This window comes from Pelagicoccus sp. SDUM812002 (assembly GCF_031127835.1).
Taxonomy (GTDB): domain Bacteria; phylum Verrucomicrobiota; class Verrucomicrobiia; order Opitutales; family Opitutaceae; genus Pelagicoccus.
This window is the reverse complement of record NZ_JARXHX010000027.1, coordinates 1-24,520: the sequence shown is the minus strand read 5'-3', so window position 1 is coordinate 24,520 and position 24,520 is coordinate 1. Positions and strand designations below refer to the sequence as shown.

25 protein-coding genes are annotated in these 24,520 nt (G+C 54.3%); 10 read left to right on the top strand and 15 right to left on the bottom strand.

Going from position 1 to position 24,520, the window contains the following annotated elements:
* Positions 1 to 35 precede the first annotated feature (35 nt).
* Both QEH53_RS21985 and QEH53_RS21980 read left to right on the top strand, forming a co-directional pair.
* Positions 36 to 1,511 carry a TrkH family potassium uptake protein gene (locus tag QEH53_RS21985; protein ID WP_309025384.1) on the top strand — a complete coding sequence of 492 codons (1,476 nt, stop codon included), beginning with the start codon at positions 36 to 38 and terminating at the stop codon, positions 1,509 to 1,511.
* Positions 1,512 to 2,276: a class I SAM-dependent methyltransferase gene (locus QEH53_RS21980; RefSeq protein ID WP_309025383.1), complete on the top strand. Its 765-nt coding sequence runs from the start codon at positions 1,512 to 1,514 to the stop codon at positions 2,274 to 2,276.
* A 101-nt stretch (positions 2,277 to 2,377) separates the two neighbouring features.
* Here the strand turns inward: QEH53_RS21980 and QEH53_RS21975 are convergent, their stop codons facing one another.
* Both QEH53_RS21975 and QEH53_RS21970 read right to left on the bottom strand, forming a co-directional pair.
* A complete protein-coding gene (locus QEH53_RS21975; RefSeq protein ID WP_309025382.1) occupies positions 2,378 to 2,614 on the bottom strand; it encodes a ferredoxin in 237 nt (78 codons plus the stop codon).
* Positions 2,615 to 2,661: 47 nt separating this feature from the next.
* Positions 2,662 to 3,912, bottom strand: a complete 1,251-nt coding sequence (locus QEH53_RS21970) for a glycosyltransferase N-terminal domain-containing protein (protein ID WP_309025381.1) — start codon at positions 3,910 to 3,912, stop codon at positions 2,662 to 2,664.
* 195 nt (positions 3,913 to 4,107) lie between these two features.
* Between QEH53_RS21970 and QEH53_RS21965 the strand changes: the two genes are divergently transcribed.
* The 4 genes from QEH53_RS21965 to ybeY all read left to right on the top strand — a co-directional run bounded on the left by QEH53_RS21965 (position 4,108) and on the right by ybeY (position 8,483).
* Entirely contained in the window at positions 4,108 to 4,599 is a 492-nt protein-coding gene (locus QEH53_RS21965; protein WP_309025380.1) for an HIT domain-containing protein, read from the top strand.
* Between the two features lie 61 nt (positions 4,600 to 4,660).
* Complete coding sequence (locus QEH53_RS21960; protein WP_309025379.1) at positions 4,661 to 5,623, top strand: PhoH family protein; 963 nt, start codon at positions 4,661 to 4,663, stop codon at positions 5,621 to 5,623.
* Between the two features lie 54 nt (positions 5,624 to 5,677).
* A complete protein-coding gene (locus QEH53_RS21955; RefSeq protein ID WP_309025378.1) occupies positions 5,678 to 8,050 on the top strand; it encodes an HDIG domain-containing metalloprotein in 2,373 nt (790 codons plus the stop codon).
* Positions 8,007 to 8,483 (top strand): rRNA maturation RNase YbeY, encoded by a 477-nt coding sequence (gene ybeY, locus QEH53_RS21950; protein ID WP_309025377.1) that lies wholly within the window; start codon positions 8,007 to 8,009, stop codon positions 8,481 to 8,483. Before QEH53_RS21955 ends, ybeY begins: the two co-directional genes overlap by 44 nt.
* 55 nt (positions 8,484 to 8,538) lie before the next feature.
* On the opposite strand, the gene QEH53_RS21945 is transcribed toward ybeY, so the two are convergent.
* Both QEH53_RS21945 and gluQRS read right to left on the bottom strand, forming a co-directional pair.
* A complete protein-coding gene (locus tag QEH53_RS21945; protein WP_309025376.1) occupies positions 8,539 to 9,213 on the bottom strand; it encodes an NAAT family transporter in 675 nt (224 codons plus the stop codon).
* A gap of 38 nt (positions 9,214 to 9,251) precedes the next feature.
* Positions 9,252 to 10,079 carry a tRNA glutamyl-Q(34) synthetase GluQRS gene (gluQRS, locus tag QEH53_RS21940; protein ID WP_309025375.1) on the bottom strand — a complete coding sequence of 276 codons (828 nt, stop codon included), beginning with the start codon at positions 10,077 to 10,079 and terminating at the stop codon, positions 9,252 to 9,254.
* A 380-nt stretch (positions 10,080 to 10,459) separates the two neighbouring features.
* Between gluQRS and QEH53_RS21935 the strand changes: the two genes are divergently transcribed.
* Together QEH53_RS21935 and QEH53_RS21930 are read left to right on the top strand one after the other, a co-directional pair.
* The gene (locus QEH53_RS21935) at positions 10,460 to 12,310 is read left to right on the top strand and encodes an ABC transporter ATP-binding protein (protein ID WP_309025374.1); all 1,851 of its coding nucleotides are present in this window, start codon (positions 10,460 to 10,462) and stop codon (positions 12,308 to 12,310) included.
* 44 nt (positions 12,311 to 12,354) lie between these two features.
* Positions 12,355 to 14,205, top strand: coding sequence for an ABC transporter ATP-binding protein (locus tag QEH53_RS21930; RefSeq protein ID WP_309025373.1), 1,851 nt, complete (start codon positions 12,355 to 12,357; stop codon positions 14,203 to 14,205).
* A gap of 159 nt (positions 14,206 to 14,364) precedes the next feature.
* On the opposite strand, the gene QEH53_RS21925 is transcribed toward QEH53_RS21930, so the two are convergent.
* The 11 genes from QEH53_RS21925 to pduL are packed head-to-tail and all read right to left on the bottom strand — an operon-like array spanning position 14,365 to position 21,838.
* Positions 14,365 to 15,375, bottom strand: a complete 1,011-nt coding sequence (locus QEH53_RS21925) for a malate dehydrogenase (protein WP_309025372.1) — start codon at positions 15,373 to 15,375, stop codon at positions 14,365 to 14,367.
* Between the two features lie 55 nt (positions 15,376 to 15,430).
* Complete coding sequence (locus QEH53_RS21920) at positions 15,431 to 16,576, bottom strand: class II aldolase/adducin family protein (RefSeq protein ID WP_309025371.1); 1,146 nt, start codon at positions 16,574 to 16,576, stop codon at positions 15,431 to 15,433.
* Positions 16,577 to 16,610: 34 nt separating this feature from the next.
* The gene (locus tag QEH53_RS21915; RefSeq protein WP_309025370.1) at positions 16,611 to 16,910 is read right to left on the bottom strand and encodes a EutN/CcmL family microcompartment protein; all 300 of its coding nucleotides are present in this window, start codon (positions 16,908 to 16,910) and stop codon (positions 16,611 to 16,613) included.
* Positions 16,907 to 17,182 (bottom strand): EutN/CcmL family microcompartment protein, encoded by a 276-nt coding sequence (locus tag QEH53_RS21910; protein ID WP_309025369.1) that lies wholly within the window; start codon positions 17,180 to 17,182, stop codon positions 16,907 to 16,909. Before QEH53_RS21910 ends, QEH53_RS21915 begins: the two co-directional genes overlap by 4 nt.
* The gene (locus QEH53_RS21905; RefSeq protein ID WP_309025368.1) at positions 17,179 to 18,621 is read right to left on the bottom strand and encodes an aldehyde dehydrogenase EutE; all 1,443 of its coding nucleotides are present in this window, start codon (positions 18,619 to 18,621) and stop codon (positions 17,179 to 17,181) included. The genes QEH53_RS21910 and QEH53_RS21905 overlap by 4 nt, the downstream gene beginning before the upstream one ends.
* Positions 18,621 to 18,935 (bottom strand): EutN/CcmL family microcompartment protein, encoded by a 315-nt coding sequence (locus QEH53_RS21900; protein WP_309025367.1) that lies wholly within the window; start codon positions 18,933 to 18,935, stop codon positions 18,621 to 18,623. The genes QEH53_RS21905 and QEH53_RS21900 overlap by 1 nt, the downstream gene beginning before the upstream one ends.
* Before the next feature lie 12 nt (positions 18,936 to 18,947).
* The gene (locus QEH53_RS21895) at positions 18,948 to 19,250 is read right to left on the bottom strand and encodes a BMC domain-containing protein (protein WP_309025366.1); all 303 of its coding nucleotides are present in this window, start codon (positions 19,248 to 19,250) and stop codon (positions 18,948 to 18,950) included.
* A 42-nt stretch (positions 19,251 to 19,292) separates the two neighbouring features.
* Positions 19,293 to 20,477: an acetate/propionate family kinase gene (locus QEH53_RS21890; protein ID WP_309025365.1), complete on the bottom strand. Its 1,185-nt coding sequence runs from the start codon at positions 20,475 to 20,477 to the stop codon at positions 19,293 to 19,295.
* Positions 20,478 to 20,520: 43 nt separating this feature from the next.
* Positions 20,521 to 20,799: a BMC domain-containing protein gene (locus tag QEH53_RS21885; RefSeq protein WP_309025364.1), complete on the bottom strand. Its 279-nt coding sequence runs from the start codon at positions 20,797 to 20,799 to the stop codon at positions 20,521 to 20,523.
* A gap of 52 nt (positions 20,800 to 20,851) precedes the next feature.
* The gene (locus QEH53_RS21880; protein ID WP_309025363.1) at positions 20,852 to 21,121 is read right to left on the bottom strand and encodes a BMC domain-containing protein; all 270 of its coding nucleotides are present in this window, start codon (positions 21,119 to 21,121) and stop codon (positions 20,852 to 20,854) included.
* A 42-nt stretch (positions 21,122 to 21,163) separates the two neighbouring features.
* A complete protein-coding gene (gene pduL, locus QEH53_RS21875; protein ID WP_309025362.1) occupies positions 21,164 to 21,838 on the bottom strand; it encodes a phosphate propanoyltransferase in 675 nt (224 codons plus the stop codon).
* A gap of 116 nt (positions 21,839 to 21,954) precedes the next feature.
* On the opposite strand from pduL, the gene QEH53_RS21870 reads away from it, so the two are divergent.
* Both QEH53_RS21870 and mqo read left to right on the top strand, forming a co-directional pair.
* Entirely contained in the window at positions 21,955 to 22,719 is a 765-nt protein-coding gene (locus QEH53_RS21870; protein WP_309025361.1) for a DeoR/GlpR family DNA-binding transcription regulator, read from the top strand.
* A 57-nt stretch (positions 22,720 to 22,776) separates the two neighbouring features.
* A complete protein-coding gene (mqo, locus tag QEH53_RS21865) occupies positions 22,777 to 24,279 on the top strand; it encodes a malate dehydrogenase (quinone) (protein WP_309025360.1) in 1,503 nt (500 codons plus the stop codon).
* Positions 24,280 to 24,520: the final 241 nt, after the last annotated feature.

Here is a 24,520-nt window from a genome sequence, read left to right as displayed (position 1 = left end):
CACAACCGAGCCCTGCACCCACCCTATCTCGCTCAGTGAACTTTCCTCTCGTATCGAAACTGCTTGGCGTCGTGATGATGATCCTGGCGATCGCCTTCACTATTTGCCTCGGCACCGCCTACCTACTCGATACTCCCAAGGAGTTAGAACATACTCAAAAAGCGTTCATCTCTTCTCTGGGAATATCGCTTTTCGCGGCTGCCCTATTTTTTTGGGTAGGTCGCCAACACACCAAAAAGTTTTTCCGCAAAGAAGCACTTTGCACCATCGGGCTGGCATGGTTGCTCGCAAGCCTGATCGGATCGATTCCATACGGCATGGTCCTTCCGGAGAGCACCTTAGCGGACGCTATCTTTGAAAGCGCTTCTGGACTCACGACCACCGGAGCCTCCGTCTATGATAACCTAGAGGGATTCGCTCCGAGCCTGATGTTCTGGCGTTGCCTTAGCCAATGGATCGGAGGCATGGGCGTCGTCGTATTCTTCGTCGCCGTTCTCGGGTTCATCGGAGTAGGAGCTAAGATGCTCTACGCGAACGAGGCCTCCGGTTCCGTTACGGAGTTCGAGGAAAGTCGCATACAGTCCACAGTGGCAAAGTTGGTTTGGGTCTATTTGGGGCTATCGACTGCCTGCTGCCTCTCATACTGGGGCGCTGACATGTCGTGGTTCGACGCCATCTGCCACACCTTCACCACTGTTTCGACTGCCGGTTTTAGCACTCGGTCCGCGAGTTTCGCCGCCTTTTCAAGCCCTGCCGTCGAGTGGATATCGATAATCTTTATGGCCCTCGCCGGATTGAACTTCATCCTAATCCTTCGTCTCTGCACGGGCCGTTTCCGCGTTGTGTTAAGAAATACAGAATTCGCTGCCTACCTCACGATCCTCGTCATTGCCAGTATATTAGTCAGCGTCTTCCTCCGCTTCGACGGGACGGGCTGGTCCACCGAGCACGCCATCCGTGCTGGCACCTTCCAAGTGGTATCCATCATGACAACTACTGGGTTCGCCACAGAGGACTTCACCAAGTGGACTTCACTTCCCCAAATGATGTTGCTCTTCCTCATGCTCGTAGGCGGTTGCACAGGCTCGACCGCTGGGGGCATCAAAATTTCCAGGCTAGTGATCGCCTTACGACAATCAATCGTCAGCGTCGAACGCTCGTTCCGCACCCGTGTCGTGCGCCAGATCCGGGTGAACGGAAATACGCTTAGCCCGCAGGCAGTAAGCGAGGTTAACTCCTACCTAGTGCTTATCGCCAGCGTCATATGCGGCTCCATCCTCCTCGTATCGATTTTCGAAACGTCCCATAAAGTGGATACGAACCTCAGTATCGTATTCGCCTGCCTCTTCAATGTCGGACCGGGCATCGCAGAAGTAGGCCCCACTGAAAACTTCGGATTTCTGCATTACCATACGAAGCTCTTTCTCTCACTCCTTATGATTATGGGGCGACTGGAACTCTACGCCGTCATCGCGCTTTTCGCTCCTTCCCTATGGAAACGTTTCTCCTAGATGTCCGACGAACCTAAAAATCGCTTCTCCGATCGCGTCGAAACCTATCAAAAATACCGGCCCAGCTATCCAGCTTCGTTGCTGGAAACCCTCATTCAAAAGGCAGGACTGACCTCTCGATCCCAACTTGTAGATCTCGGCTCCGGTACCGGAATATTCACCAAACTACTACTCGAGCAAGGACTTCAAGTCACCGCCGTGGAGCCGAACGCTCCCATGCGGGAAGCTGCGGAAACCACGCTCCGCTCCTTCCCTTCTTATCGATCTATCGACGCGCCAGCTGAATCGACTGGGCTCCCTGACGCCAGCTTCGATCTCGCAGTCGCCGCCCAAGCTTTCCACTGGTTCGAACGCGAGCCCTGCAAGATAGAGATTACCCGAATACTGCGACCGGGCGGCCGGGTCGCGCTCGTCTGGAACGAACGACTCACTTACGGAAGCGTCTTCCTGTCAGAGTATGACGCACTGCTTCGAGATCTCGCTACCGACTATAATCGCGTCAACCATACGAACATCAGCGCTGAATTGATAAGCGAGTTTTTCTCTCCAAATCCGGTGACAACCTACAGTTTCGAAAACGCGCAAGTCTTTGATTGGCGGGGACTGCGCGGACGCTGCGAATCCTCTTCCTACGTCCCCGCTTCGGGACATCCCCAGCATCAAGCATTCTTTCGCGAACTAAAGTCGCTATTCGACCGTCACCAAGCTGGCGGCACAGTCCGTTTCGAATATCAAACGAAGCTTTACCTCGGAGCATTTCGCTAGAGGTTTAGATCATTCCGTTTTCACCTCGGCTAGCCTCACGAAAAAACGCGTCCCCGTGAAGGAACGCGTTTGGAATTCTTGGCGATTGTAACCGTGGTGAACTACTCTTCCCCGTCGTCACCAATCGCTTCGACCGGGCACCCTTCGAGAGCCTCCATACAGAGATCGATACCATCTTGGTCCGTAGGCTGCTTATGCACGAAAGAGTAGGCTTCGTCGTCGTTACGAGTGAAAAAGTCTGGGGCGGTTTCACGGCAGAGATCACAGTCTATGCACTGCTCATCTACGTAAAACTTACCGGCTGCGTTGTCTGACCACTTATCGGATTTGTCTGCCATATCAGCGTTTAAACCTAATATTCACCCGCCCTGTCAAGATGCGAGCGCTAGCGATCCAGCCAGCTGAGCACTCCTTTTACCGTACGCTCAACCGCGCCTTTACAACTCGCGTGCCAAGCCTTCCCGCCCTCTCCCATTTTCCCGCGTTTAGCCGGGTCCTGACTCAAATCCAAGATTGTAGCGATCGCCTCCGCTTCGTCGCTCACTTCCCGCGCTGCCCCATACTGCAAAAGCCCTTCGCGGATGCTCCTGAAATTCGACATGCCACTTCCAAAAACCATAGCCTTTCCCAACACTCCGCACTCGACCGGAGTCTGACCTTCGGTGTGCGGCGGCAGCGACTTGCCTATAAATGCGAGGTCGGCCAGTTGCGTCAGGGCTCGCAACTCGCCGTGCGTATCGGCAATCAAGATATCCAGCTCCCTTTCCGGTAATCCTCGGCTCTTGAAGTGAAACGCTAAATCGCTGGCACGTTCACGCAGCATCGCCTCGATCTCGTGGCGACGCTCGGCATGTCGTGGCACGATCATGAGACGCGCTCGGTCGTCATGTTCGCGAACCGCTCGAAACGCGTCGATCAACATCTCTTCTTCGCCCGGCCATGTCGAAGACCCTAACAGCAAGAAGCCATCGCTGATTCCCATCTCCGCCCTCATCGAGGAGCAGGTGACCGGATCGAGTACTGGTTCGATGGCTACATCTACTTTAATATTGCCCGTCGTCACGACACGCTCCGATGGAGCCCCCAATGCGACGTAGCGATCCCGATCGAGTTCCGAGCAGGCGTAGACCTGAGCCGTATTCAAGAGTACAGTACGGAAAAACCCTCGCAACTTCATCGCTCGTTTGAAGGAACGATCAGAAAGACGGCCGTTCACCAACAGGAAAGGAATGCCTCGTTTGACAGCCTGATGCGTATGTTCAGGCCATAACTCCGTCTCCGCGCAGATCGCGATATCGGGCTCTATCCTGTCCCAAACGCGTGAGCTGAAAGGATAAAAATCAATCGGAAAGTAAGAGATGCCCACTGCTAATTCGCTGTACTTCTCCAATGCTAGGGCGTAACCCGTACTCGTCGTAACTGTAAGGTAAATCTCGATACGCTCATCAGATGCGAGCGCCTTGAGTAATGGCTCGATCGCCAACATCTCTCCCAAGCTCACTGCTTGGATCCAGATACGCCTCGCTCCAGCTCGCTTTACTGGAATATCCATGCCGCGCCCGAAACGCGTCCCGAAACGCTTGCGATATCCGCCACGCTTACGGATATGCACGAGGTAACCCGGCAATGTCAGCATCCAAAGAGGAAGAAAAAGGATTCTATAGATCCAAATAAACACCCGCCCTCAAAACCAACTCTCCTCCATCAACGCAAGCCTCCAACCTTCCCGCTCCCAATCCCTCTTCACGCTTTGCTCTTCGCGCCCCAGCGACTCCCGAAGCCCTCATTGACAAGCCACCCCTCGAACCTATTCTCCGCCTTTCAATTCAAGATGGATCACCTTCACGCATACTGGAGAATGGAATACGTGAAGCAGGTAACGACACCTGCTCAACGGCGTCCTTTCGTCGACTTGCCAAACATGGTTGACGACCGGGAAACCCTGATTCTCTCCCGCGAGAAACACAGTTTCATCCTCATGAACCGCTATCCCTACAACGCCGGGCACTTGCTCATCCTTCCTTACCAGGAAGTCCCTGACTTAGAGGACCTTAGCGACGAGGAGCTACTCTGTTTCACCAAAACGACCCTGAAAGCAAAGAACCTCCTCGCCAAAGCGCTGCAACCAAACGGATTCAACATCGGCATCAACCTCGGTGAGGCAGCCGGTGCCGGCGTCCCCAAGCACCTGCACCAACACGTCGTCCCTCGCTGGAACGGCGACACCAACTTCATGCCGGTCCTCGGGTCAACCCGTGTCCTCCCTCAATCGCTCGAAGCTATGTGGGACCACCTAAAAGAAGTTCTGAAGAACGAGTTTTAGAGAGTGAATCTAGCGACTGCCGCTTGCTAAAAGTTCACCACTCACTACTCACCACTTCCCAATGCCGTCCCGCAAGATTCACTTTCAAAGCCCGCGACAACTGAGCGAGCTCTACTGCAGCGATGAGGAAAACCTCGAACTGTTGGAAACCACCTTCCAAGCTACCGTCGTTTCGCGCGACAACTGGATTCAGGTAGATGCAGAATCGGAGGATGCGATAACGGCCATAGCAGACGTCTTTGAACTTCTCCTCGAAGGCCGCGAACAGGGGCTCACCGTTAAGAACGCAGATTTCCTAAAGACAGTCACGGGCGTCCGCGAAGGCCGACAAGATGAGCTTCGCTCGCTTTTCGAGCGAGGTACCGTCATTAAGACGAAACGTAAGAGTATCGTTCCCAAGACCTTAAGCCAAAAACAGTACCTCCGCTCTATCTTCGAAAACGACGTTGTCTTCGGCATAGGACCTGCAGGTACAGGTAAAACCTATCTCGCCATGGCTGCCGCTGTATCCATGCTCATCGAAGGCAAAGTCGAACGCATCATCCTCAGCCGTCCTGCAGTCGAGGCGGGCGAAACGCTCGGCTTTCTTCCCGGCGACCTGCAGGAGAAAATCCTTCCCTACCTCCGCCCGCTTTACGACGCCCTCAATGACATGCTCAGTCCTTCGGATATCGAAAAGCTCACCGAGCGAGGCATCATCGAAATCGCTCCTCTTGCTTACATGCGCGGCCGCACCCTGAGCAATTCTTTCGTAGTGCTAGACGAAGCTCAGAACACCACCTCCGAGCAAATGATGATGTTTCTCACCCGATTGGGCGAGGGCAGCCGCATGGTAATTACAGGAGACCTTACACAGGTCGATATTCCTAAGCATCGGACGTCGGGACTCCTCGAAGTTAAAAATATACTTAAAGACCTGAAAGGCATCAACTTCCACTTTTTCGAAGCGGGCGACGTCGTCCGGCACCACCTCGTACAAAAGATCATCCAAGCCTACGACCGCTACCGCGACACGCACCAATAAGGGTAAACCAAGCCCGAATTTGAATCATTTTACACACAAAGAGTCTTTCCACGTATGCCCGTCTCCGAGCAACTAAAGGTATGGTTTCAAAAGACATTTCCTAAGAAAAGGAAGCGTCGCACCGAGACACCATCCATCCTCCCTCGCTTCCTCGAGGAGAGCTCCCTTGTGGGCGGTCTTGTCTTCCTGACCACCGTGGCCCTGATCGTGGTAACAAGTTTCGTCGGCATCAAGCCGAGCGGCTTCCAAATCCTCCCGAATCAGGTCGCATCCATCCGCATCGTCGCCGCAGAGGCCTTTTCCTACAGTTCGCCCATTCTTACCGAACGCCGCCGCCAACAGCTACTAAAGGAGGCACCCCACGTTTATCGAATAACCATGGAGCCCTACCAAACATTCGAAAAGCATGTAAGAGAGTTGGTCAGAGCCGTCGGCGACTTCCGCGAAATTAAGGACGACCTCATCGTTGGTCAGGCTCAAAGCCGCATTGTCGCCCTTGCCAACGAATTCAATTCCAAAGGCAACTACCGCCTCACTCCTGAAAACCTGTCCCAGATCATCAATAGCACCGATCAGAAGACCTTGAGAAACCTGATCGATACGGGACTCGTCAGTATTGAGGAGAGCTTCAAGCTCGGCATCTACGACGAAAACGACCCGACCTTCAAATTCAGCTTGGGCGCTGTGGCCATCTTCCACATCGCCAACCAAGAAAACAAAATAGGGCAGAAACGCGTCGAATCCATCGAGGACGCCCTTCGCTCCGTGCGCATCAACCTTCGCGCCGCCAATGTCCAACCCCAAACTGCAGATGCCGTCATCCGCATTTTCCGCGACGCCCTCAAACCCAACCTCCGCAAGAGCGAAGCCGAAATGGAAATCCGGCGCCAAGAACTGCTCGCCTCCCTCAAGCCCGTCATTGTCAACGTCCAGGAAGGGGCCTCGATCATCGAGCCGGGGCAACCCGTAACCCAGGAGCAGCACGAGCAACTCCGCGAGTACCAACGCCATCTTGCCGACAAGAACGCAGGCACGGTAGACAATCAACTCATCGGCCGCATTCTTCTCGTACTGGCCATGGTTATCGCGGCGACCTTTTACATCCGCCTCGAACACCGTCGCACTTTCCAGTCAAACGGCCGACTCGCCCTGCTTTCCCTCGTGGTTTTCGTCAACCTGCTGCTAGTCCGCACCTGCTTCGAACTGGGCAATGTCGAAACGTTCCTGTATAACAACCAGCTCTCGGCCATCCTCCCATACATCACGCCTACCGTCCTAGCGCCGATGCTCGTGGCAATCCTCATCGGAACCGGACCAGGGCTCTTGATGGCCCTCATGATCAGCCTCTTCACAGCGGTCATGTTCGGTAACCGCCTCGACCTGCTGGTCATGTCTTTCCTGGCCTCCACCGTAGCCATCTACGTTTCTCGAAACCTCCGCAAACGCGGACGCGTGGTCACAGCCGGGTTCTTCGCCGGCTTGAGCGTCGCCACCTTTACCCTTCTCTTCAATTTCGTGGATGGGCTTCCTTGGTCGACCCTCATCTACCAAATGACGGGCGGACTAGCCACCGGACTCATCGAAGGCGTAGTCGTGGTCGGAGTGCTGCCAATCCTAGAAGGCCTCTTCAAACGTACCACAGACATCACCTTGCTCGAGCTATCGGACTACAACCACCCAATCTTGCGTCGCATGCAGCTGGAAGCGCCCGGCACCTGGCACCACTCGCTCATGGTGGCCAACCTCGCCGAAAACGCTTCTAACGCCATCGAGGCTAATGGCTTGCTCGCTCGTGTGGCTTGTATGTTCCACGACATCGGCAAGCTCGTTAAGCCCGAGTATTTCACCGAAAACCAGCTCGACGGCTACAACCCACACGACGAGAAGACCCCCTCATTCTCCGCTCTTGTCATCAAATCCCACGTCAAGGAAGGCGTCGACCTCGGCCTCACTTACAAGCTGCCACGCCCCATCATCGATGTTATCCGCCAGCATCACGGTACCAATCTGATTCGCTTCTTCTTCCACAAGGCCAAGCAACAAGCGGAGGACACATCGCACGTCCAAGAGTCCACCTATCGCTACGACGGACCCAAACCCCAGTTCAAGGAAAGCGCGGTCATCCTCCTAGCCGACTCCGTGGAAGCCGCTTCCCGCTCCCTCTCTAAAGTCACTCCGCAAAACGTAGAGGAACTCGTCGACCGGATCTTCGCCGCCAACATCGACGACGGACAGCTTAACGACTGCCCGATCACCATCGCCGAAGTCGCCAAGGTGCGCGAGTCATTCATCTTCACCCTGCTCAACTCACTCCACACGCGCATTGCGTATCCCGGGCAAAAAAGCGGTGAGAAAGCCCCCAAGAAATCCTCGACCAAGTCGGATGAGCGAAAAACAGAACGCACCAGCGCGAGTACAAGTAAATAGTCTTTGTCCAAACCTCGGATACGAAGAATCCGATATAGAACGCCTCATCCGAGTCCTTGACAAGGCCGGTGCATTCGACGCCCCGCTGGGAGAACTCTCCATCGCTTTCGTCGAGAAAGACTACATCGCCCAACTCCACGATCAGTTCATGGGGGACCCCTCCCCCACGGACGTGATAACCTTCCCTGCCGATCCCGATCTCGACCAAGCTGGCGAGATCATCGTCTGCCCGCAAGTCGCCAAAGAGTTCGCCAAAAGGGAAAAGCTGCATTTCACCGACGAGCTCTCGCTCTACCTCATCCACGGCTACTTGCACCTCTGCGGATTCGACGATATCGAGGACTCCGACCGAGCCCTCATGCGCAGAGCCGAGAAACAAGCCCTCGATATCGTTCGCAAAGCCAAAGCGATGCCGACCTTCACCCTATCATAATGCAGCGCGGCGCTTTAGCCGCGCGTACGTCGAGCTCGCCGTACCCCAGCAGTTCTCACTTCCCTCCGGCATCCTCAACCAACGGCGGTTCCACATCCCCTTCGACAAATGGCAGCTTCGTCACTCCATTGACAACGAACTGCACCGCGATAACCGCAAAGAGCAGCCCCATCACTCTGCGTAGGATTCTCAGCAAAATTGGATTCAGGAAATCCCCACCCTTAGCCGAAGCGCTCAGGATCAGGAAACACGCAAGATAAACCACCGCAATACTCACCACCAGCATTCCACTCTCCCAAACAGAGGAAGACTGACTCTCTAGTATAATCACCGTCGAGACTGAGCCAGGGCCACACAAAAGTGGTACAGCTAAAGGAGTCACCGCGATATCCTCTTTCTCCCGCGCGGCCTCCCGCTCACTTTCGTTCAAACGCTTCGGAGCATCGGGAGCCCTCACCATTTCGAAGCCGATCGAGAATAGGATAATCCCACCTGCTATCTGCAAAGCGGGCAAAGTGATTCCCAACAAACGAAAAACGAATTCCCCGGCCAATGCCGTAAGAATCAGCAAGCAGGTCCCGATGATGCAGGCCATTCGCGCCGCAGCCCTGCGCTCTAGCACCGTTTCACCCGGGGTGATCGCCAGAAAGGCAGGCACGGCCGAAAACGGATTCACAATCGTGAAGAGCGAGACCGTGGACAAAAGTAGGAATTCGATGGAGAATGCCATGCACTATCATCCTCACTCCACGTATCGGACAAAATCAACTAAGTTCTCCGAGCCAACCCAATTAGCTCCTCTGGCGCCACACCTTGGGCCCGCAGCTCTCGGAGCCCTAGAGCCCCCGCCCGCTTGGCAAGCCGTTTGCCTTCCGTATCCAGAATTAAAGGACAATGGTAAAACGCTGGTGCCATCTCCCCTAGAGCCCGGTATAGCAACAACTGCCTAGCCGTTGATGCCAGCAGATCCTCCCCCCTCACGACTTCGGTGATTCCTTGAGCAATATCGTCCGCAACCACCGCAAGTTCGTAGGATGGAAAGCCATCCTTCCGCCAAACAAGGAAATCGCCAAAATCTTGCCCCGCCACAAATCGCTGCTCTCCCAGTCTCCCATCAACGAAGCTGATCGCCTCTCCGTCGGGCACTCGAAAGCGCCAATTGATGGCTAAAGCCTCTGCTTCGTCTTCCATAGGCAAGCCACTTTCCCGGCACGTACCCGGGTAAATCGGCTCTTGCCCCTCCGCATGCGGAGCACGGATCGCCTCCGCCACATCCTTGCGGGAACAAGTGCACGGGTACACCACTCCCGCATCCCGCAAACGCTGCAACACCGCTCGAAAGCAACCCAAACGCTCGCTCTGCCGCCAAACGTCCACCTCCCAGCGCAACCCCACCCAAGCCAAGTCTTCTTCAAGCGCCTGCACAAACTCTTCTTTGCATCGAGCCTGATCCAAATCTTCGATACGGAGAAAGAGCAGCCCTCCAAATTCCACCGAGCGACGCTGCGCCTCCAAAAACGTGCACGCATGCCCCAAATGCATCAAGCCCGTCGGAGTCGGCGCGATCCGCCCAACGTATCCATCATTCTTCCTCATTGCCCTGATTTCACCTTCCCTGACCCGGAATCCAACAAATTCTGTCTTACCCTCAGCACTACAAGTGTAGTTCCATAAAACTTTTTCTTGCCTGAACTGTTTCGTCCATCTTTATTCGCTGAACTTAACTTTTTCAGACTGCTGATCAAACTTAAGACTATGAAGCTCACGGTAACCAATATTAATCCACGCCTCTCATCGGGGCACGAGCACTTCTAGGACTTAGCAGATCGGAAGGCTCGTCAAAAATTCGCGGGCCGCACACACAATTTCCCTCCCATCCCTTGGCCCGCCTAACGGCGGGCCTCTTTTTTGTCCGCGTTTGAAGCCGAACCGTAGCGTTCATCGTTCAAAACAACTCTTCCAACTCTTCGCGGACAATGACTTTAAAACTACACGACGACTCCGGCAAAACCTTGTCCGGACCCAAGCTCGTTTGGACCCTTATCTCCGGGTTCCGCAGCATGTACCTCTGGGCGGCCCTCGCCCTATTCGCATCCACTGCCTTCCAATTCGTCGTCCCCCTCATAGGAAGCGCCACCATCGATTATGTGCTGACAGACGAGTCAGACTACGAGGAGCCGCTCCTCAAGCTGGTCATGAAACTCATCGGCGGTGCCGAGCTCGTCACCGACAACCTTTGGGTACCTGCCGTCGCCATGCTCGTTTTCGCTGCTCTGGGTGGTCTCTTCAATTATTACCAGAAGCTCGCCGCCGCCAAGGCCTCCGACGGTATCTGCAAGCGCCTCAAGGACCAGCTCTACAACCACATCCAGCGCATGAGCAACCGGCACTTGGACCAGACCCAAACTGGCGACCTCGTACAACGCTGCACCTCCGACGTGGAGACAACCCGCATTTTCCTCGCCGCCCATATCGTGGAAATCGGACGCGGGCTCATCCTCATCGTCACCGTCCTTCCTATCATGCTGTCCATGCACGTCGGCCTCACCATCGCGTCCATGGCCCTGATTCCGGTCATCATCCTCTACAGCTATCTCTATATTAAGAAGGTCAAACACCTCTTCACCGAGGTCGATGAAGCCGAAGGTCGTCTCACCTCGGTCGTGCAAGAAAACATCACCGGCATTCGCGTGGTGCGAGCTTTCGGGCGCCACGATTTTGAGATCGAAAAGTTCGAAAAACCCAATTCCGAGTATCGAGATTCCAGCATCAAGCTCATCAATATAATGGCTTGGTTTTGGTCCGTGGCGGACATCGCCAGCCTCACCCAAATCGGAATCGCCCTCATTGCTAGCACTTACCTCGCTCTGCAAGGCACCGTATCCATAGGCACCATTTTCGCCTTCCTTGCCCTACTCAACATGGTTCTCTGGCCCGTACGCATGATCGGCCGCATCCTCACCGACTTCGGAAAAACTGCCGTCGCTCTGCAACGCATCAACGAAATCCTCAGCGAGCCTTTCGAAACGGAAGGCGACGAGATCAAGCTCGCTCCCGAAGAACCGGTATCAGGCCGTATCGAATTCAAGAACGTCTCCTTCGCTCACGACAAGTCAGACCCCACCGTTGAAGGAATAAATCTATGCGTCGAGCCCGGCGAAACCCTCGCTATTCTCGGCCCGTCCGGCTCGGGCAAAACAACGCTCATGCACCTGCTGCTCCGTTTCTACGATTGTAACAGCGGCGAAGTAAAACTCGACGGCATGGACATCAAGGAACTCGACAGAGCATTTCTGCGAGCCCAGTTCGGCGTCGTCCTGCAAGAGCCCTTCCTATACTCCCGCAGCATCCGCAGCAACATTCAGTTTGGAGTCAACGACGCTCAACAAGCCGATATCGAAAAAGCCGCCAACATGGCGTGTATTCACGATACCATACGCGGGTTCTCAGATGGCTACGATACAGAGATTGGTGAAAAGGGAATCACCCTCTCCGGTGGACAACGCCAGCGAGTCGCCATTTCCCGCGCCCTCTTGCGTAATCCGCCTATCCTGCTGCTCGACGATGCCCTCAGCGCCGTTGATAACGAAACCGAGTCCTCGATCATCGGAGCGCTCCAAAAGAGGCACGGCAAGCAAACCACCATCGTTATCGCGCACCGACTTTCCACTCTCGCCCACGCCGACAAGATCGTCGTTCTCGAAAACGGAAAGATTACCCAATCCGGCACGCACGATAGCCTGACTCATGAGGACGGCCTCTACCGTCGTCTCTGGACCATCCAAACCCAACTCGAAGCCAACCTAGCCGCCGAAACCAATAGGTAGAAGCGACCTTCATCGCGATCCCTAGGAACCCAACACCCAATCAAATGACCCAACCCAACGAAGCAGAGGAGATCAGTACCAAAATCGATCTCGATCTCTGGAAGCGTATCTTTCGCTTCGCACTCAACCACAAGCGACTGCTCATTCCGCTTACGGTCAGCGCCCTTATCCTCAGCCTCATCGATGCCGCATTTCCCATCGTCACTATGAAGGCAATCGACCTGGTGCAAAGCGGAGGACAAACCGAAGACCTGATACCCATCGCCCTTAGCTACCTTGGACTGGCGACTACCTTGGCCATCCTCGTCTACGTCTTCATTCGATGTGCTGGAAGCATCTCGCACCATATCGCCTTCGATATCAAACGCGATTGCTTCAAGAGACTGCAGGAACTCGAATTCTCCTTTTACGACAAACAACCCACCGGCTGGCTCATCTCTCGCTTGACCGCCGACTGCGACCGCCTCTCCCGCATCCTAGCCTGGGGGTTTCTCGACGTCATGTGGGGCAGCTTTTTCGTGACCGCCATGTCCGTCACCATGCTCATCCTGCATTGGAAACTCGCCCTCATCGTACTCGCCACCTTACCCCCATTGATCGTCATCAGCATCTACTTCCAAAAGAAGATGCTCGTCGCATCACGCCAGATCCGAAAACACAACGCTCGCATAACCGCTTCTTACAACGAAGGCATCGCGGGGGTGAAAACCACCAAAACGCTCGGTCGCGAAACGGAAAACCTCAACGAATTTGAAGCCATGTCCACCGACATGTACTCCGCTTCCGTTCGCCGCGCCTTCTTCAGCGCGATCTATCTACCGCTCGTCATGTTGATTGGCAGCCTCGGCTCCGGACTCGCACTCTGGTATGGTGGACTCAATGTGCTTAGCGAGAGCATCACCCTCGGCATCCTCGTAGCATTTATTAGCTATGCAGGTAACTTTTTCCAACCCATCAACCAAGTCGCTCAAATCTTGGCCGAAATTCAAGGTGCCCAAGCCGCCGGCGAGCGGGTTATGGGCCTCCTCGCCACCGAGCCAAAAATCAAAGACTCCGACGAAGTCCTGCAAAAGATGTCAGGTAGGAGCGACCTTGATCGCGATCCTCACCTCGCCCCAGACGGTCACTCCAACCACATCGACGAAATCCAATTCTCCGACGTCTCCTTCTCCTACAATGACAAGGAGCCAGTCCTCAAACGCTTTAACCTCACGGCAAAGCGCGGCCAAACCATCGCTCTCGTCGGCCCTTCCGGCGGCGGCAAGAGCACCATCGTCAGCCTTGTATCCAGATTCTACGAACCTGTCGAAGGCGAGATTCGTTTCAACGGGATCGACTACCGCCAGCGGAGCCTCGACTGGCTGCAAGCGCAGCTCGGAATCGTCCTACAAACGCCCCATCTTTTTAACGGAAGTGTCATCGAAAACATCCGCTACGGCCGCCTTGAAGCTACCGGCGAAGAAATCCGTGAAGCCGCCACCCTCGTAAACGCCCACGACTTCATCACGAAGTTGGAGAATGGATACGACACCGTTATCGGCGAAGGCGGAGCCCGGCTTTCAACCGGCGAGCGTCAACTCATCTCCTTCGCACGCGCCCTGCTGGCAAATCCGCAGATATTCGTCATGGACGAGGCGACCTCGTCGATCGATACCGAAACCGAAAAGCTCATCCAAGACGGCATGCAACGCGTCTTCGACGGACGCATCAGCTTCGTCATCGCTCACCGCCTCTCGACGATCCGCTCGGCAGATAAAATTCTGGTTATCCAAAAAGGCGAAATCGAAGAGCAAGGCACCCACGAAGAGCTGCTCGCCAAACGTGGTCACTACTACGAGCTCTACGTCAACCAGTTCCGACGAGAAGGCGAAGAACAGGCTTTGGAAGCTGGGTAGCAAAAGCCGTAGGGCTGTCGCTTGCGACACGCCGCAGAACCAGAGTCTTTCATCCTGCAACGCGGCGTGGCGCGAGCGCCAGCCCTACAAAAGAAGGGGCGCTTGGACGACCCACATCCAAGAACCCCAATATCGCATTAACGACCTAAACAAATTCTTTTAGAAAGTCAGACCGAGCTGACCAAAGGCGACCTCGCGTTCTTCCAACAACTCCTTGTTGGAAGCCGCTATCTTTTCCTTCGCGTATTCAGAAAGCTTTACACCTTCCGTAACACGCCATTGTCCCGCTCCATCCACACGGATTGGTAGCGAAGTGATAATCCCTGCAGGTGTACCATACTCTCCATTCGAAATTACGCATACGCTGTGAATTTCGCCATGGCTGGGATTAGAGAGATCGCGCACCGTATCCACTACCGCGTTGGCAGCTGAGGCAGCGGAAGAAGCTCCACGCGCATCGATAATCGCCTTACCGCGTTGACCCACAACGGGTACGAACGTTTCACGCAACCACGCTTGGTCTTGGATAACGTCTGTTACCTTCTGACGACCGATTTTTGCATTTTCAAAATCTGGATACATTGAAGGGCTGTGATTGCCCCACACACAGAGCTGGGAGATTTCTTTAACAGGAACGCCTGCCCTTTGAGCCAGCTGCGTCTTAGCACGATTCTCGTCGAGACGAGTCATCGCGAAGAACTGCTCGTTTGGAATATCCGGAGCGCTCTTCATAGCGATCAGAGCGTTCGTATTACAAGGGTTCCCAACGACCAAAACGCGAACGCTTGGTTTTGCATTATCGTTGATGGCCTTGCCCTGCCCCACAAACACCTTACCGTTGATTCCTAACAAATCAGCACGCTCCATGCCCGCCTTGCGAGGAACTGAGCCTACTAGTAAAGCCCAATCGACATCTTTGAAGCCTACACTGAGATCATCGGTTTGTACGATCTCCGTGACAAGCGGGAAGGCGCAATCGTCAAGTTCCATCGCGACTCCGGCGAGCGCCTTCATACCGGGCTCAATTTCGATGAGATTTAAGGCGACCGGCTGGTCCGGACCAAACATCGATCCCGAAGCGATTCGGAATAGCAATGCGTATCCAATATTCCCTGCTGCTCCCGTTACTGCGACACGGATCGGTTCTTTCTTAGTAGAGAATGTAATCATAGTTTCAATACTCACTGATTCTAAGGTGGAGCGGCTCCTTAGAAGCCGCCTATTATTACTTAGCTAGCTGACTTTGGATCTCCGCAGTGATCGCTTTCACGAGCTCCTCAGCATCGTTGATGCTCGCGCTCGATCCGGAATTTCCGTTGCAGCCACAAGCGACTTCACAAGCTCCACCCTCGCGGTCAGTGAAAAATCCGGGACGGAAATCAGAGTTGTCACAAAGCTCGCACTCCTTCCAACCCTCGCGCTTGTCGTCCATACCGAGTGACTTACGGAGTTCGATAAGCGTCTTGGCCTCAGACGCCTTGATCGGATCGAGCTTCTTACCGAGCATCGAAGCTACCCAGACGGTCTTACAATACGACTCTGTGTTCTCCATCTTCCAGTAAGCGTCTTCGATGTCTTTGCCCCATGTGATCACACCGTGGTTGATCATGAGAACGGACATGTGGTCGATCGCCGCAGTCCCAACTTCTTCAGCATTCTCCGGCGAACCGGGCGTGCGGTACTCGGCGACTCCGATTTGTCCTAGGAAGACTTCCGCTTCCGGAATCAAGCATGTTGGCGGCTGAACCTTCGCCACAGCGTAAGCTGTCGCGTGCGGCGGGTGCGCGTGGCAGCAAGCTTTCGCCTTTGGCTGGCGTTTCATGATGGCCAAGTGAGTCATAGCTTCGCTCGTACGCTTAAGGCGGCCCGCGATCTGGTTTCCGTCGAGATCGATCAAGGCCATGTCGTCCGCTTTCATGAATCCCTTACAGATCAAGGTCGGGGTACAAAGAGCGAGGTTATCACCCACGCGAACCGTCAAGTTACCACCATTGCCATCGGTGTACTCGCGATCCCACATTCGTTTGCCCATAAGAGCCATGTTTTCACGGACTCTCGTGATCTCCGGGGAAAAATAGAATGCTCGAATCTCGTCGCGAGACTTAGGATCCTTTCCGGGCGTCCAAGTGTATTCGTGGTTTGGAACGATTGGAGCTCCAAAAAGTTCATTATCGCTCATCGTCACGTTGCCCGCTGGAGCGATAGAGGGCGCCCCCTTGGAGAAGGATGACCTTGACACTGAGCTGCTGCCTGCCTGCTTGAGGCGATCCTTAGCGGAAGGGGTGAGAATTGTTCCCGCTGGGATTGCGTCAGCACCTTTGCCCTGCTTCAAGAGGGCCTCGATGTCGCTTTCGGTGAGTACTTTTTTCATGACAGATTTGTGTGAAATGTTTGCTTGTTTTAAATTAAGATTTCGTACCGAATAAATTGATACGATCGACGATCATCGCACAGTAAGCGTCTACTGGCGTGCCTCGAGGAAGTGGGAGCATCGCTTCACCCCCTTCTGTAAATCCTACGACATCTCCCAGACCGGCACCGAGCTTATCGTAAACGACGAGTGCTGGGTCAGTGGAAGACTCATTGCTTCCCGTATCCTTAAACTGGGCACGACTCAATGGCTTAACCATAAGCCAACGAGCCCCCGTCAAGGATTCCAAGGTTTGTCCGAGCACGACGCGTCCGATTACCTTGCCGAATCTCATGCGCCTCGCCCTTCCAGTTGATCGACGATCCCCATCACGACATTGCGCAGAGGGGCTTGGGGATTCTTTGCATAGACCTGGACCGCATCGCCATCCGAGTTGATTAAAACCGTGTCGCCGTCACCAGCTCCGATCCAGTCAGCCGTACCGATGATCCGCCCAGTACCAAGGCCTTGGTTGTCCAAGACTTCGCACAGGAGCATACGAATGCCATCCAAACCAGGGTGACATGCCGCAGAGGTTACGTTTCCGACTATTTTGCCAAGGATCACCGGATGATGTTGAGGCTGTCGACCATCACGCAGCGACGCTTGCGCGTGAAGGTTTGCGTAGTGACGATCCCTTCGCCAGTTGTGGTGGCGACTGAGAAGTTCGCGTATCCATGGCCGCCCATTCCCAGACCAGCGATGCTCGCTCCGTTCTTCACGAACAAGGTACAGTCCATCTTCTGGCCCATCTTGGTAAGGTTGTCCAAGTTCTTGGAGTGCATGATCGCGGAGTGGCGATATCCGTGTTCAGATCGGTAAGCGAGCTCGATGGCTTCATCTACGTTCTTGGCACGCACTACAGGAATCACTGGCATCATCTGCTCTTCTTCGACGAATGGGCAATCGCCTGGGCAGTCGCCGAAAAGAACTTCAGTGCCAGCGGGAGCGCTAGTACCAGCCACTTGAGCCAGCTTAGTTGCGTCCGCTCCCACGTAGTCTCGATTGAGAACTGGATGCGAGCAACCGCCCCCGTCTTCCTTGTAAGTGAAGACTTCACTCGCAAGACGCTTCATGTTTTCACGTGGCAAGAAGTGAGCTCCCGCACGCTTGAAGGCTTCCATGAATTGAGTGTGGACCGAGTCCACTACGAAAACCTGCTTTTCTCCAATACAGAGGAGATTGTTGTCGAAACCACCACCGAGGATAATTGAGCGTGCCGCTCGATCGAGATCTGCAGTTTCATCTACTACGACTGGCGGGTTGCCAGGACCCGCGCAAATTGCCCGCTTCCCGCTCTGCATCGCCGCGTTAACGACGGCTGGACCGCCGGTAACACACATCAGGTCGACGTAGGAAGATTTGCACAGATCGTTGAACGATTCGATCGACGGTTTTTCAATAATCGTCACCAAGTTCTCGATACCTGTCTTATTATAAATCGCTTGGTTGTAGAAAGCGATAGCGTCGGCTGCACAACCGGCTCCACCCGGGTGAGCGTTGAAGACAACTCCATTGCCCGCTGCCACCATGCTGACGATGTTGCCAGAGATCGTGGGAATAGAGTGGGTTACAGGGGTGATGGCCGCTACGACTCCAAAAGGAGCGTACTCTTCCATCATGATGCCGTGGTCGCCGCTGAGACTGTACGGATTAAGCCACTCAATACCAGGTATGTCCTTGATACCAGTCAACTTCGCGATCTTATGGTCGAGGCGACCGATCTTGGTTTCAGCGAACTCGAGTTTGCCCCACTCCTCTGCCTTTTCGGTACAGATGCTCTTGACGAGATTGACGATCTCGACGCGAGTGGCGATGCCCTTGGAACGAAGCTGCTCCTGGCCCTTGCGAGCCGCTTTGGCAGCCTCTTCCGCAGTACCGAAAACACCCATCCGCTTGGATGGACGCGATACGACCGCTGGGGCCGCCGCACTGCCACCGCCATTTTCTTGCTTAATCTTGGCGAGCACTTCGCTCACCACTGCTGAAATAATCTGCTGATTCATTACTTACTTCCGCTTTGATAGGTTGTTTCTCCCAGCACGCTTACCGAATCCACGATGCCTACGATCGAAGCATCTACGGGTACTGACTTCAGGCCCTCAACTTGCCTGGCAGAGCTGCCCTGTACGAAAAGGACTACCTCTCCGGTACCAACCCCAAGCGTATCTATCGCGACAATCGTGTTACTCCCCTCGAGGAATTTCTTTGGATTATCGGGATCCGCGAGCAAGGGGCGGAGCATCGCCAACCGGCGACCGCGAAGAGATTCCTCTTTATTGGTCGCTACGACTTGGCCTATTACCTTGGCAACAAACATGGCCTGTAGTCCCTATTTGGAGACGCGAGTTTTCGCTGCAGCTGACTGAGGCAGAACGGCCGCGAGGCTATCGCTTGGACGTGCGATGACGTGAGCGCTCAAGACCTCACCAACTGCTTGAGCCGCTTCGACACCTGACTCGATGGCTGCCTTTACAGCTGCGACGTTTCCTTCAACAGTCACGCTCACCATAGCGCTGCCTACGTTCTTAAGCGGGCCTGTGATCTGTACGTCGGCGGACTTGAGCATCGCGTCGGTTCCAGTGATGAGAGCGGTGAGACCTTTGGTTTCGAGAATTCCGATTGCCTGTTTCATAATAATAATTGCTTTGTTTTTAGAATTTTTTGTGAGGATTGATCACTTTTTGTGAGATAGAAAACGACTGGTCTCGCGAGCGATCACGAGTTCTTCGTTGGCAAGGATCACGTAGATTTTGATCCGGCTGTTCGCGGCGCTGATGCAAGTTTCCTCGCCCCGCGTGACCGCATTTTTATCGAGGTCAAGCTCAAGACCGAGATCTTCTAGCCCTTGGCAAACCCGTTCCCGGACCCGTGTATCGTTTTCGCCGATACCGGCGGTAAATACGAGAGCATCGAGACCTCCGAGCTGCAGCATGTAGGATCCGACGTATTGACGTATCCCATACACAAGCGAATCGATGGCGAGCGCGGCATCCTCGTCACCTGCATCCACGGCTGCCCATATATCGCGGACATCGTTGCTCTTGCCAGAGAGACCCAGAAGACCGGATTCCTTAGTGAGCTGACGCTCGACTTCCTCGATGCTGAGACCGAGTTTTTTCATGACGTACGTCACGGCCATGGAGTCGAGATCACCGACGCGATTATTCTGCGGAAGGCCGCTTTGCGGACTGAGACCCATGCTGGTATCGATCGCGACACCGTTGCGAATTCCCGTAACAGAACTGCTTCCGCCGAGATGGCAAGAAACGACGCGCAAGGGCTTTCCTTCGAGATCGGCATGATCTTTCTGGTAAAGAGAACGTACCCGTTCCGCAACATCATCGCGACCAAGAAGTTCAGCCGACCGTTCCGCAACGAACTTGTGGCTTGCGCCGTGGAAACCGTTTCGTCGGACCCCTGCGTCGTACCAAGCCTTAGGCACCGCGTAGCGGCGACTTGGCTCGGAAGCCCACTGGTAGAACGCGGTTTCGTAGAGAGCGACTAGCTGTGCGTTTGGCAACTCCTTCGAAAACTGCTCGATGCCGTTTGCGTAAGCCGGATTGTGAGCCGGAGCCAGTTCCGCGGAGGCGCGAAGATCGGAAATCACCGATTCGTCTGCTGCAACGCAACCCGTCTTTTCAAAGCCGAGAACCGTCTTGAAGCCAACAGCATCGATCGAATCTACGGAATCGATATGACCGGCCTTCTTCATAGAAGAAATAGCATCGCGAATGGTTTCGCCGTAATCGCTCACGCGTTCGTAGCCTCCACGGGCAACGAGCGTCAGCGCCGAGTCATAGCCCTCGTACAAAGAGTACTTAAACGAAGTTGAACCTAAGTTGGCTACCAGAATCTTCACGCAGAATACGTTGGGAGAAATTCGTATCTATCGATTGGGTACGTTACCCGATGAAGCTGCCGAGCTTTCCGAGGTCGTCGTGCGGACGTGCGATCACTTGTACCGCAACGACTTCGCCAACGCGAGAAGCTGCTTCTGTGCCCGCATCAACAGCAGCCTTGATAGAGGCGACATCGCCTGTGAAAATAGCGCATACGAGACCGCTGCCTACCTTTTCCCAGCCGGTCATCTTGACATCGGCAGACTTGAGAGCTGCGTCGCTCGCTTCGATAAGAGCGACGAGGCCCTTCGTTTCGATCATTCCTAGTGCTTGTGAAGCCATGTGTATTTTTCTCTTTTAGAATGTTATAGTAAAATCACTCCTGTCCCTAAGACTAGAAGCCGAACTGCTTAAGCAGATCGTTGTGCGGACGCGCGATGATGTTGGAGCTGACGAGCTCGCCGACCCGATTGGCCGCCTCCGCGCCCGCCTCTACAGCAGCCTTAACACTGCCGACATCGCCCTTGACGATGACAGTAAGGAAACCGCCGCCGATCTGGACCAGCTTAACGATTTCTACGCCAGCTGCCTTGCTCATTGCGTCGCTTGCTTCGACGCTGCCGACGAAGCCCTTGGTTTCGATTGTTCCGATTGATTCACTCATGACTTATATGGGTTAATTTTTGTACTTAAAATTTGGTTACGTTTACTTAATCTTTTTAAGCTCGCAGATTGAGTTTTGGTCGAGGCCGCAAGCATTGCCTTCGTCTGTATCGAGATGCACCTCGAGCTTGAAGTCTGGATTTACGCGAACGAACACCTTGTCGAACGTAAGCCCGCACTCGCCGTGCACCTTAAGCTGCATGAAATCCCTGTCTTTCACGCCATAGTGGGCGGCATCTTCAGGGGACATGTGCACGTGGATGGCTGCACGGATGACCCCTTTATCCAGCTTAAAATATCCTTTTGGCCCCATCAGCATACATCCAGGAGTTCCTTCGATGTCACCTGACTGGCGAACCGGAACGTCAAAGCCGAGTGCTCGAGCGTCGGTATAGGCGATCTCAACCTGGTTGATATTGCGGCACGGCCCGAGGATGCGGAGATTGGAAATAATACGGCTGCGAGGACCGATAAGAGTGACTGACTCTTCCGCTGCGTACTGCCCCTCTTGATACAGCCACTTCTTAGGAGTGAGCTGGTGGCCTTCACCGAAGAGAATTTCAACCGCTTCCTGCGTAAGGTGGCAGTGGCGGGCACTGATGTTCACCAGCAACTTGTTAGGAGCAGTAGCAGAGGTCGGCTTGGCTAAGCCAAGCTGGCGATAGACGCTTTGGCGAACGAGCTCCTCGAGGGCGTTTGAGTTTTGAGTACCTTGCATACCGATAAAATGGACAGAGAGACCAAATGTGGTTTAATTTTGGGTTTGTTGCTTTTTCTTTGACCTTTCAACACTAAAATCCAAAATTACCAACATAATCACAGATTTCCCCACACATGATCGCGGCTAATAGACATCAAGTAATTTTAGATCTACTAGAGAAAGCTGGGAGTGTTCGCACGATTGACCTAGCCCAGCAGCTCGACGTCACCGACGAAACGATCCGCCGCGACTTGGAAAAACTCGAAAAAGAGGATCGCCTACAACGCACCCATGGCGGGGCAGTCGCCAGTCAACATTTGAACAAGGACCGCTCGTTCGAAGAACGCAGCATCCAAAACATCGATCCTAAACGACGCATTTCCAAGGCTGCCGCCGAGCTCATTCAACCCGGCGACCGTATCTTCATAGACGCCAGCTCGACTGCCCTGCAACTCACCACCCATCCCAACAAGCTAACGGGTACCACTGTCATCACAAATTCAGTTCTCGTTCTCAACGAACTCGCTCCCTACTCCGATATCGAAGTCATCCTCTCTGGCGGTGTGCTTGACCGACAGTCCCACTCCTTCATCGGTCCTGCTACCATTGCTACCCTAAGACGCTATCGCGTGGACAAAGCCTTCTTTTCCGGCAACGGGATCGACGAGATTCGTGGCATCAGCGAGGTGAATGAAGCCCAAGCTCACATCAAAGATTTTGTCATCCCCCGCTGCGCAAACGCGATCTTTCTCGCGGACCCCACCAAGCTAGGAGCCTCTTCGACCTACTTCTTCGCCCAGTGCGAACAAATCAACACTTTTGTGACTACCCGCGAAGCTCAACACCCGCTCCTTTCAACGCTGGAAGACAGTGGCACCCAAATCGTATACGCCGACTAAAACGATAACCAAAAACACATCTCACGCTACCAATTCCAAAATCAATAGTTCAAAGCAGTGAAAAGCCCTCAACACATTCAAGATCCTGATGTTATCCTAGTCGGAAGCGGCATCATGTCCTCAACCCTTGGGGCAATGCTGAAGAAGCTCGACCCAAGCATACGCATCCAACTCTACGAGATGACCGAAGCGTTTGCCCAGGAAGCCTCAAAAGGCTGGCACAACGCTGGCACCGGCCACGCAGGCATATGCGAATTGAGCTACACCCCAGGCTACGGACCCGACGGTGAAGTCGATGTAGACAAAGCCATCGAAATTTTCCACCAGTTCGAGCACTCGAAACAGTTCTGGGGCTACGCAGCTCGCACGGGAATGATCGAGAGCACCACCGAATTTATCAATCCGGTCCCTCACATCAGCTTCGTGTACGGACAAGAGCAGGTCGACTTCCTCCGTTCGCGCCACCGTCAGATGCAAGCCCACCACTTCTTCGACGCCATGGAGTACACGGAGGACCGAGACGTCATCCGAAGGTGGGCTCCCCTTCTCCTCGAAGGACGCGACGACACACCCATCGCCGCCACAAAAATGGACCTCGGTAGCGACGTGAACTTCGGTGCCCTCTCTGCCAAATTCATCAAGTGGCTTGGTGCTCAAGAAGGATGCGGATACGCCACCAGCCATCGGATCACAGATCTAAACAAACAGACCGACGGCAGCTGGCAATTGGACATCAAGGACCTCAAAAGCAACGAACGCATTAGGAACTCCGCCAAGTTCGTATTTATCGGCGCTGGCGGTGGGAGCTTGCCCCTCCTGCAAAAAGCCGGCATGGAAGAATCAAAGGGCTTTGGAGGGTTCCCCATCGGCGGCCAATGGCTCATTTGCGATAAACCCGAAATCGTAGAAAAGCATGTCGCCAAGGTCTACGGGATGTCTCCAGGAGCGGCGCCCACCATGGCTGTGCCTCACTTGGATACGCGAATCATCGACGGCAAGAAGTCACTCCTTTTCGGCCCCTACGCCGCATGGACAACAAAGTTCTTGCACGTCGAAGGAAAAGCCACCGACCTTCCAGGTTCGATCCGCCTAGACAACATTGCTTCATTGATAAAAGTCGGTCTCCACAACATCCCGCTCGTGCGCTACCTCGTCCAGCAAGGAACCCAGAGCATGACCACCCGGATGAAAGAGCTCCAAGCCTTCTTCCCAGACGCCAAAGAGTCAGACTGGAATCTCATCGACGCCGGCATTCGCGTGCAGGCAATCAAAAAGGAGGACGGCGACGCTGGTATCGTCCACTTCGGCACTGAGGTCCTCACCTCTGCTGACAAGTCGATGTCCGCCCTGCTCGGGGCCTCGCCCGGAGCATCCGTATCGACAAACATAATACTGGAGGTCGTCAAAAATTGCTTCGCGGATCGACTAGCGACCCCAGCAGGCCAAGCTATAATGAAAGAGATGATCCCCTCCTACGACGAAGACCTGCGAGACAGTTCCCTATCCGCACGTCAAAAGGAACTTAGCCAACAGGCCTTCAAATCGCTCAACCTCTGCTGAGAACCGGAAACGGTTCATAGAATTCGCCGAAGCCGTTCCTCTACCAGAGGAGCGGCTTTTTACGACCTGCGGTCAGCAACGTTGGTCGCGGGAAGAAGGCCTCCGAGCTTGAGGCGTCCTTCAAGTTCCAGACACAAAAAAACCGTCCCTCGAGAGGAACGGTTTTTTCACGATGGCGGGATAGACGGGACTCGAACCCGCGGCCTCCTGCGTGACAGGCAGGCGCTCTAACCAACTGAGC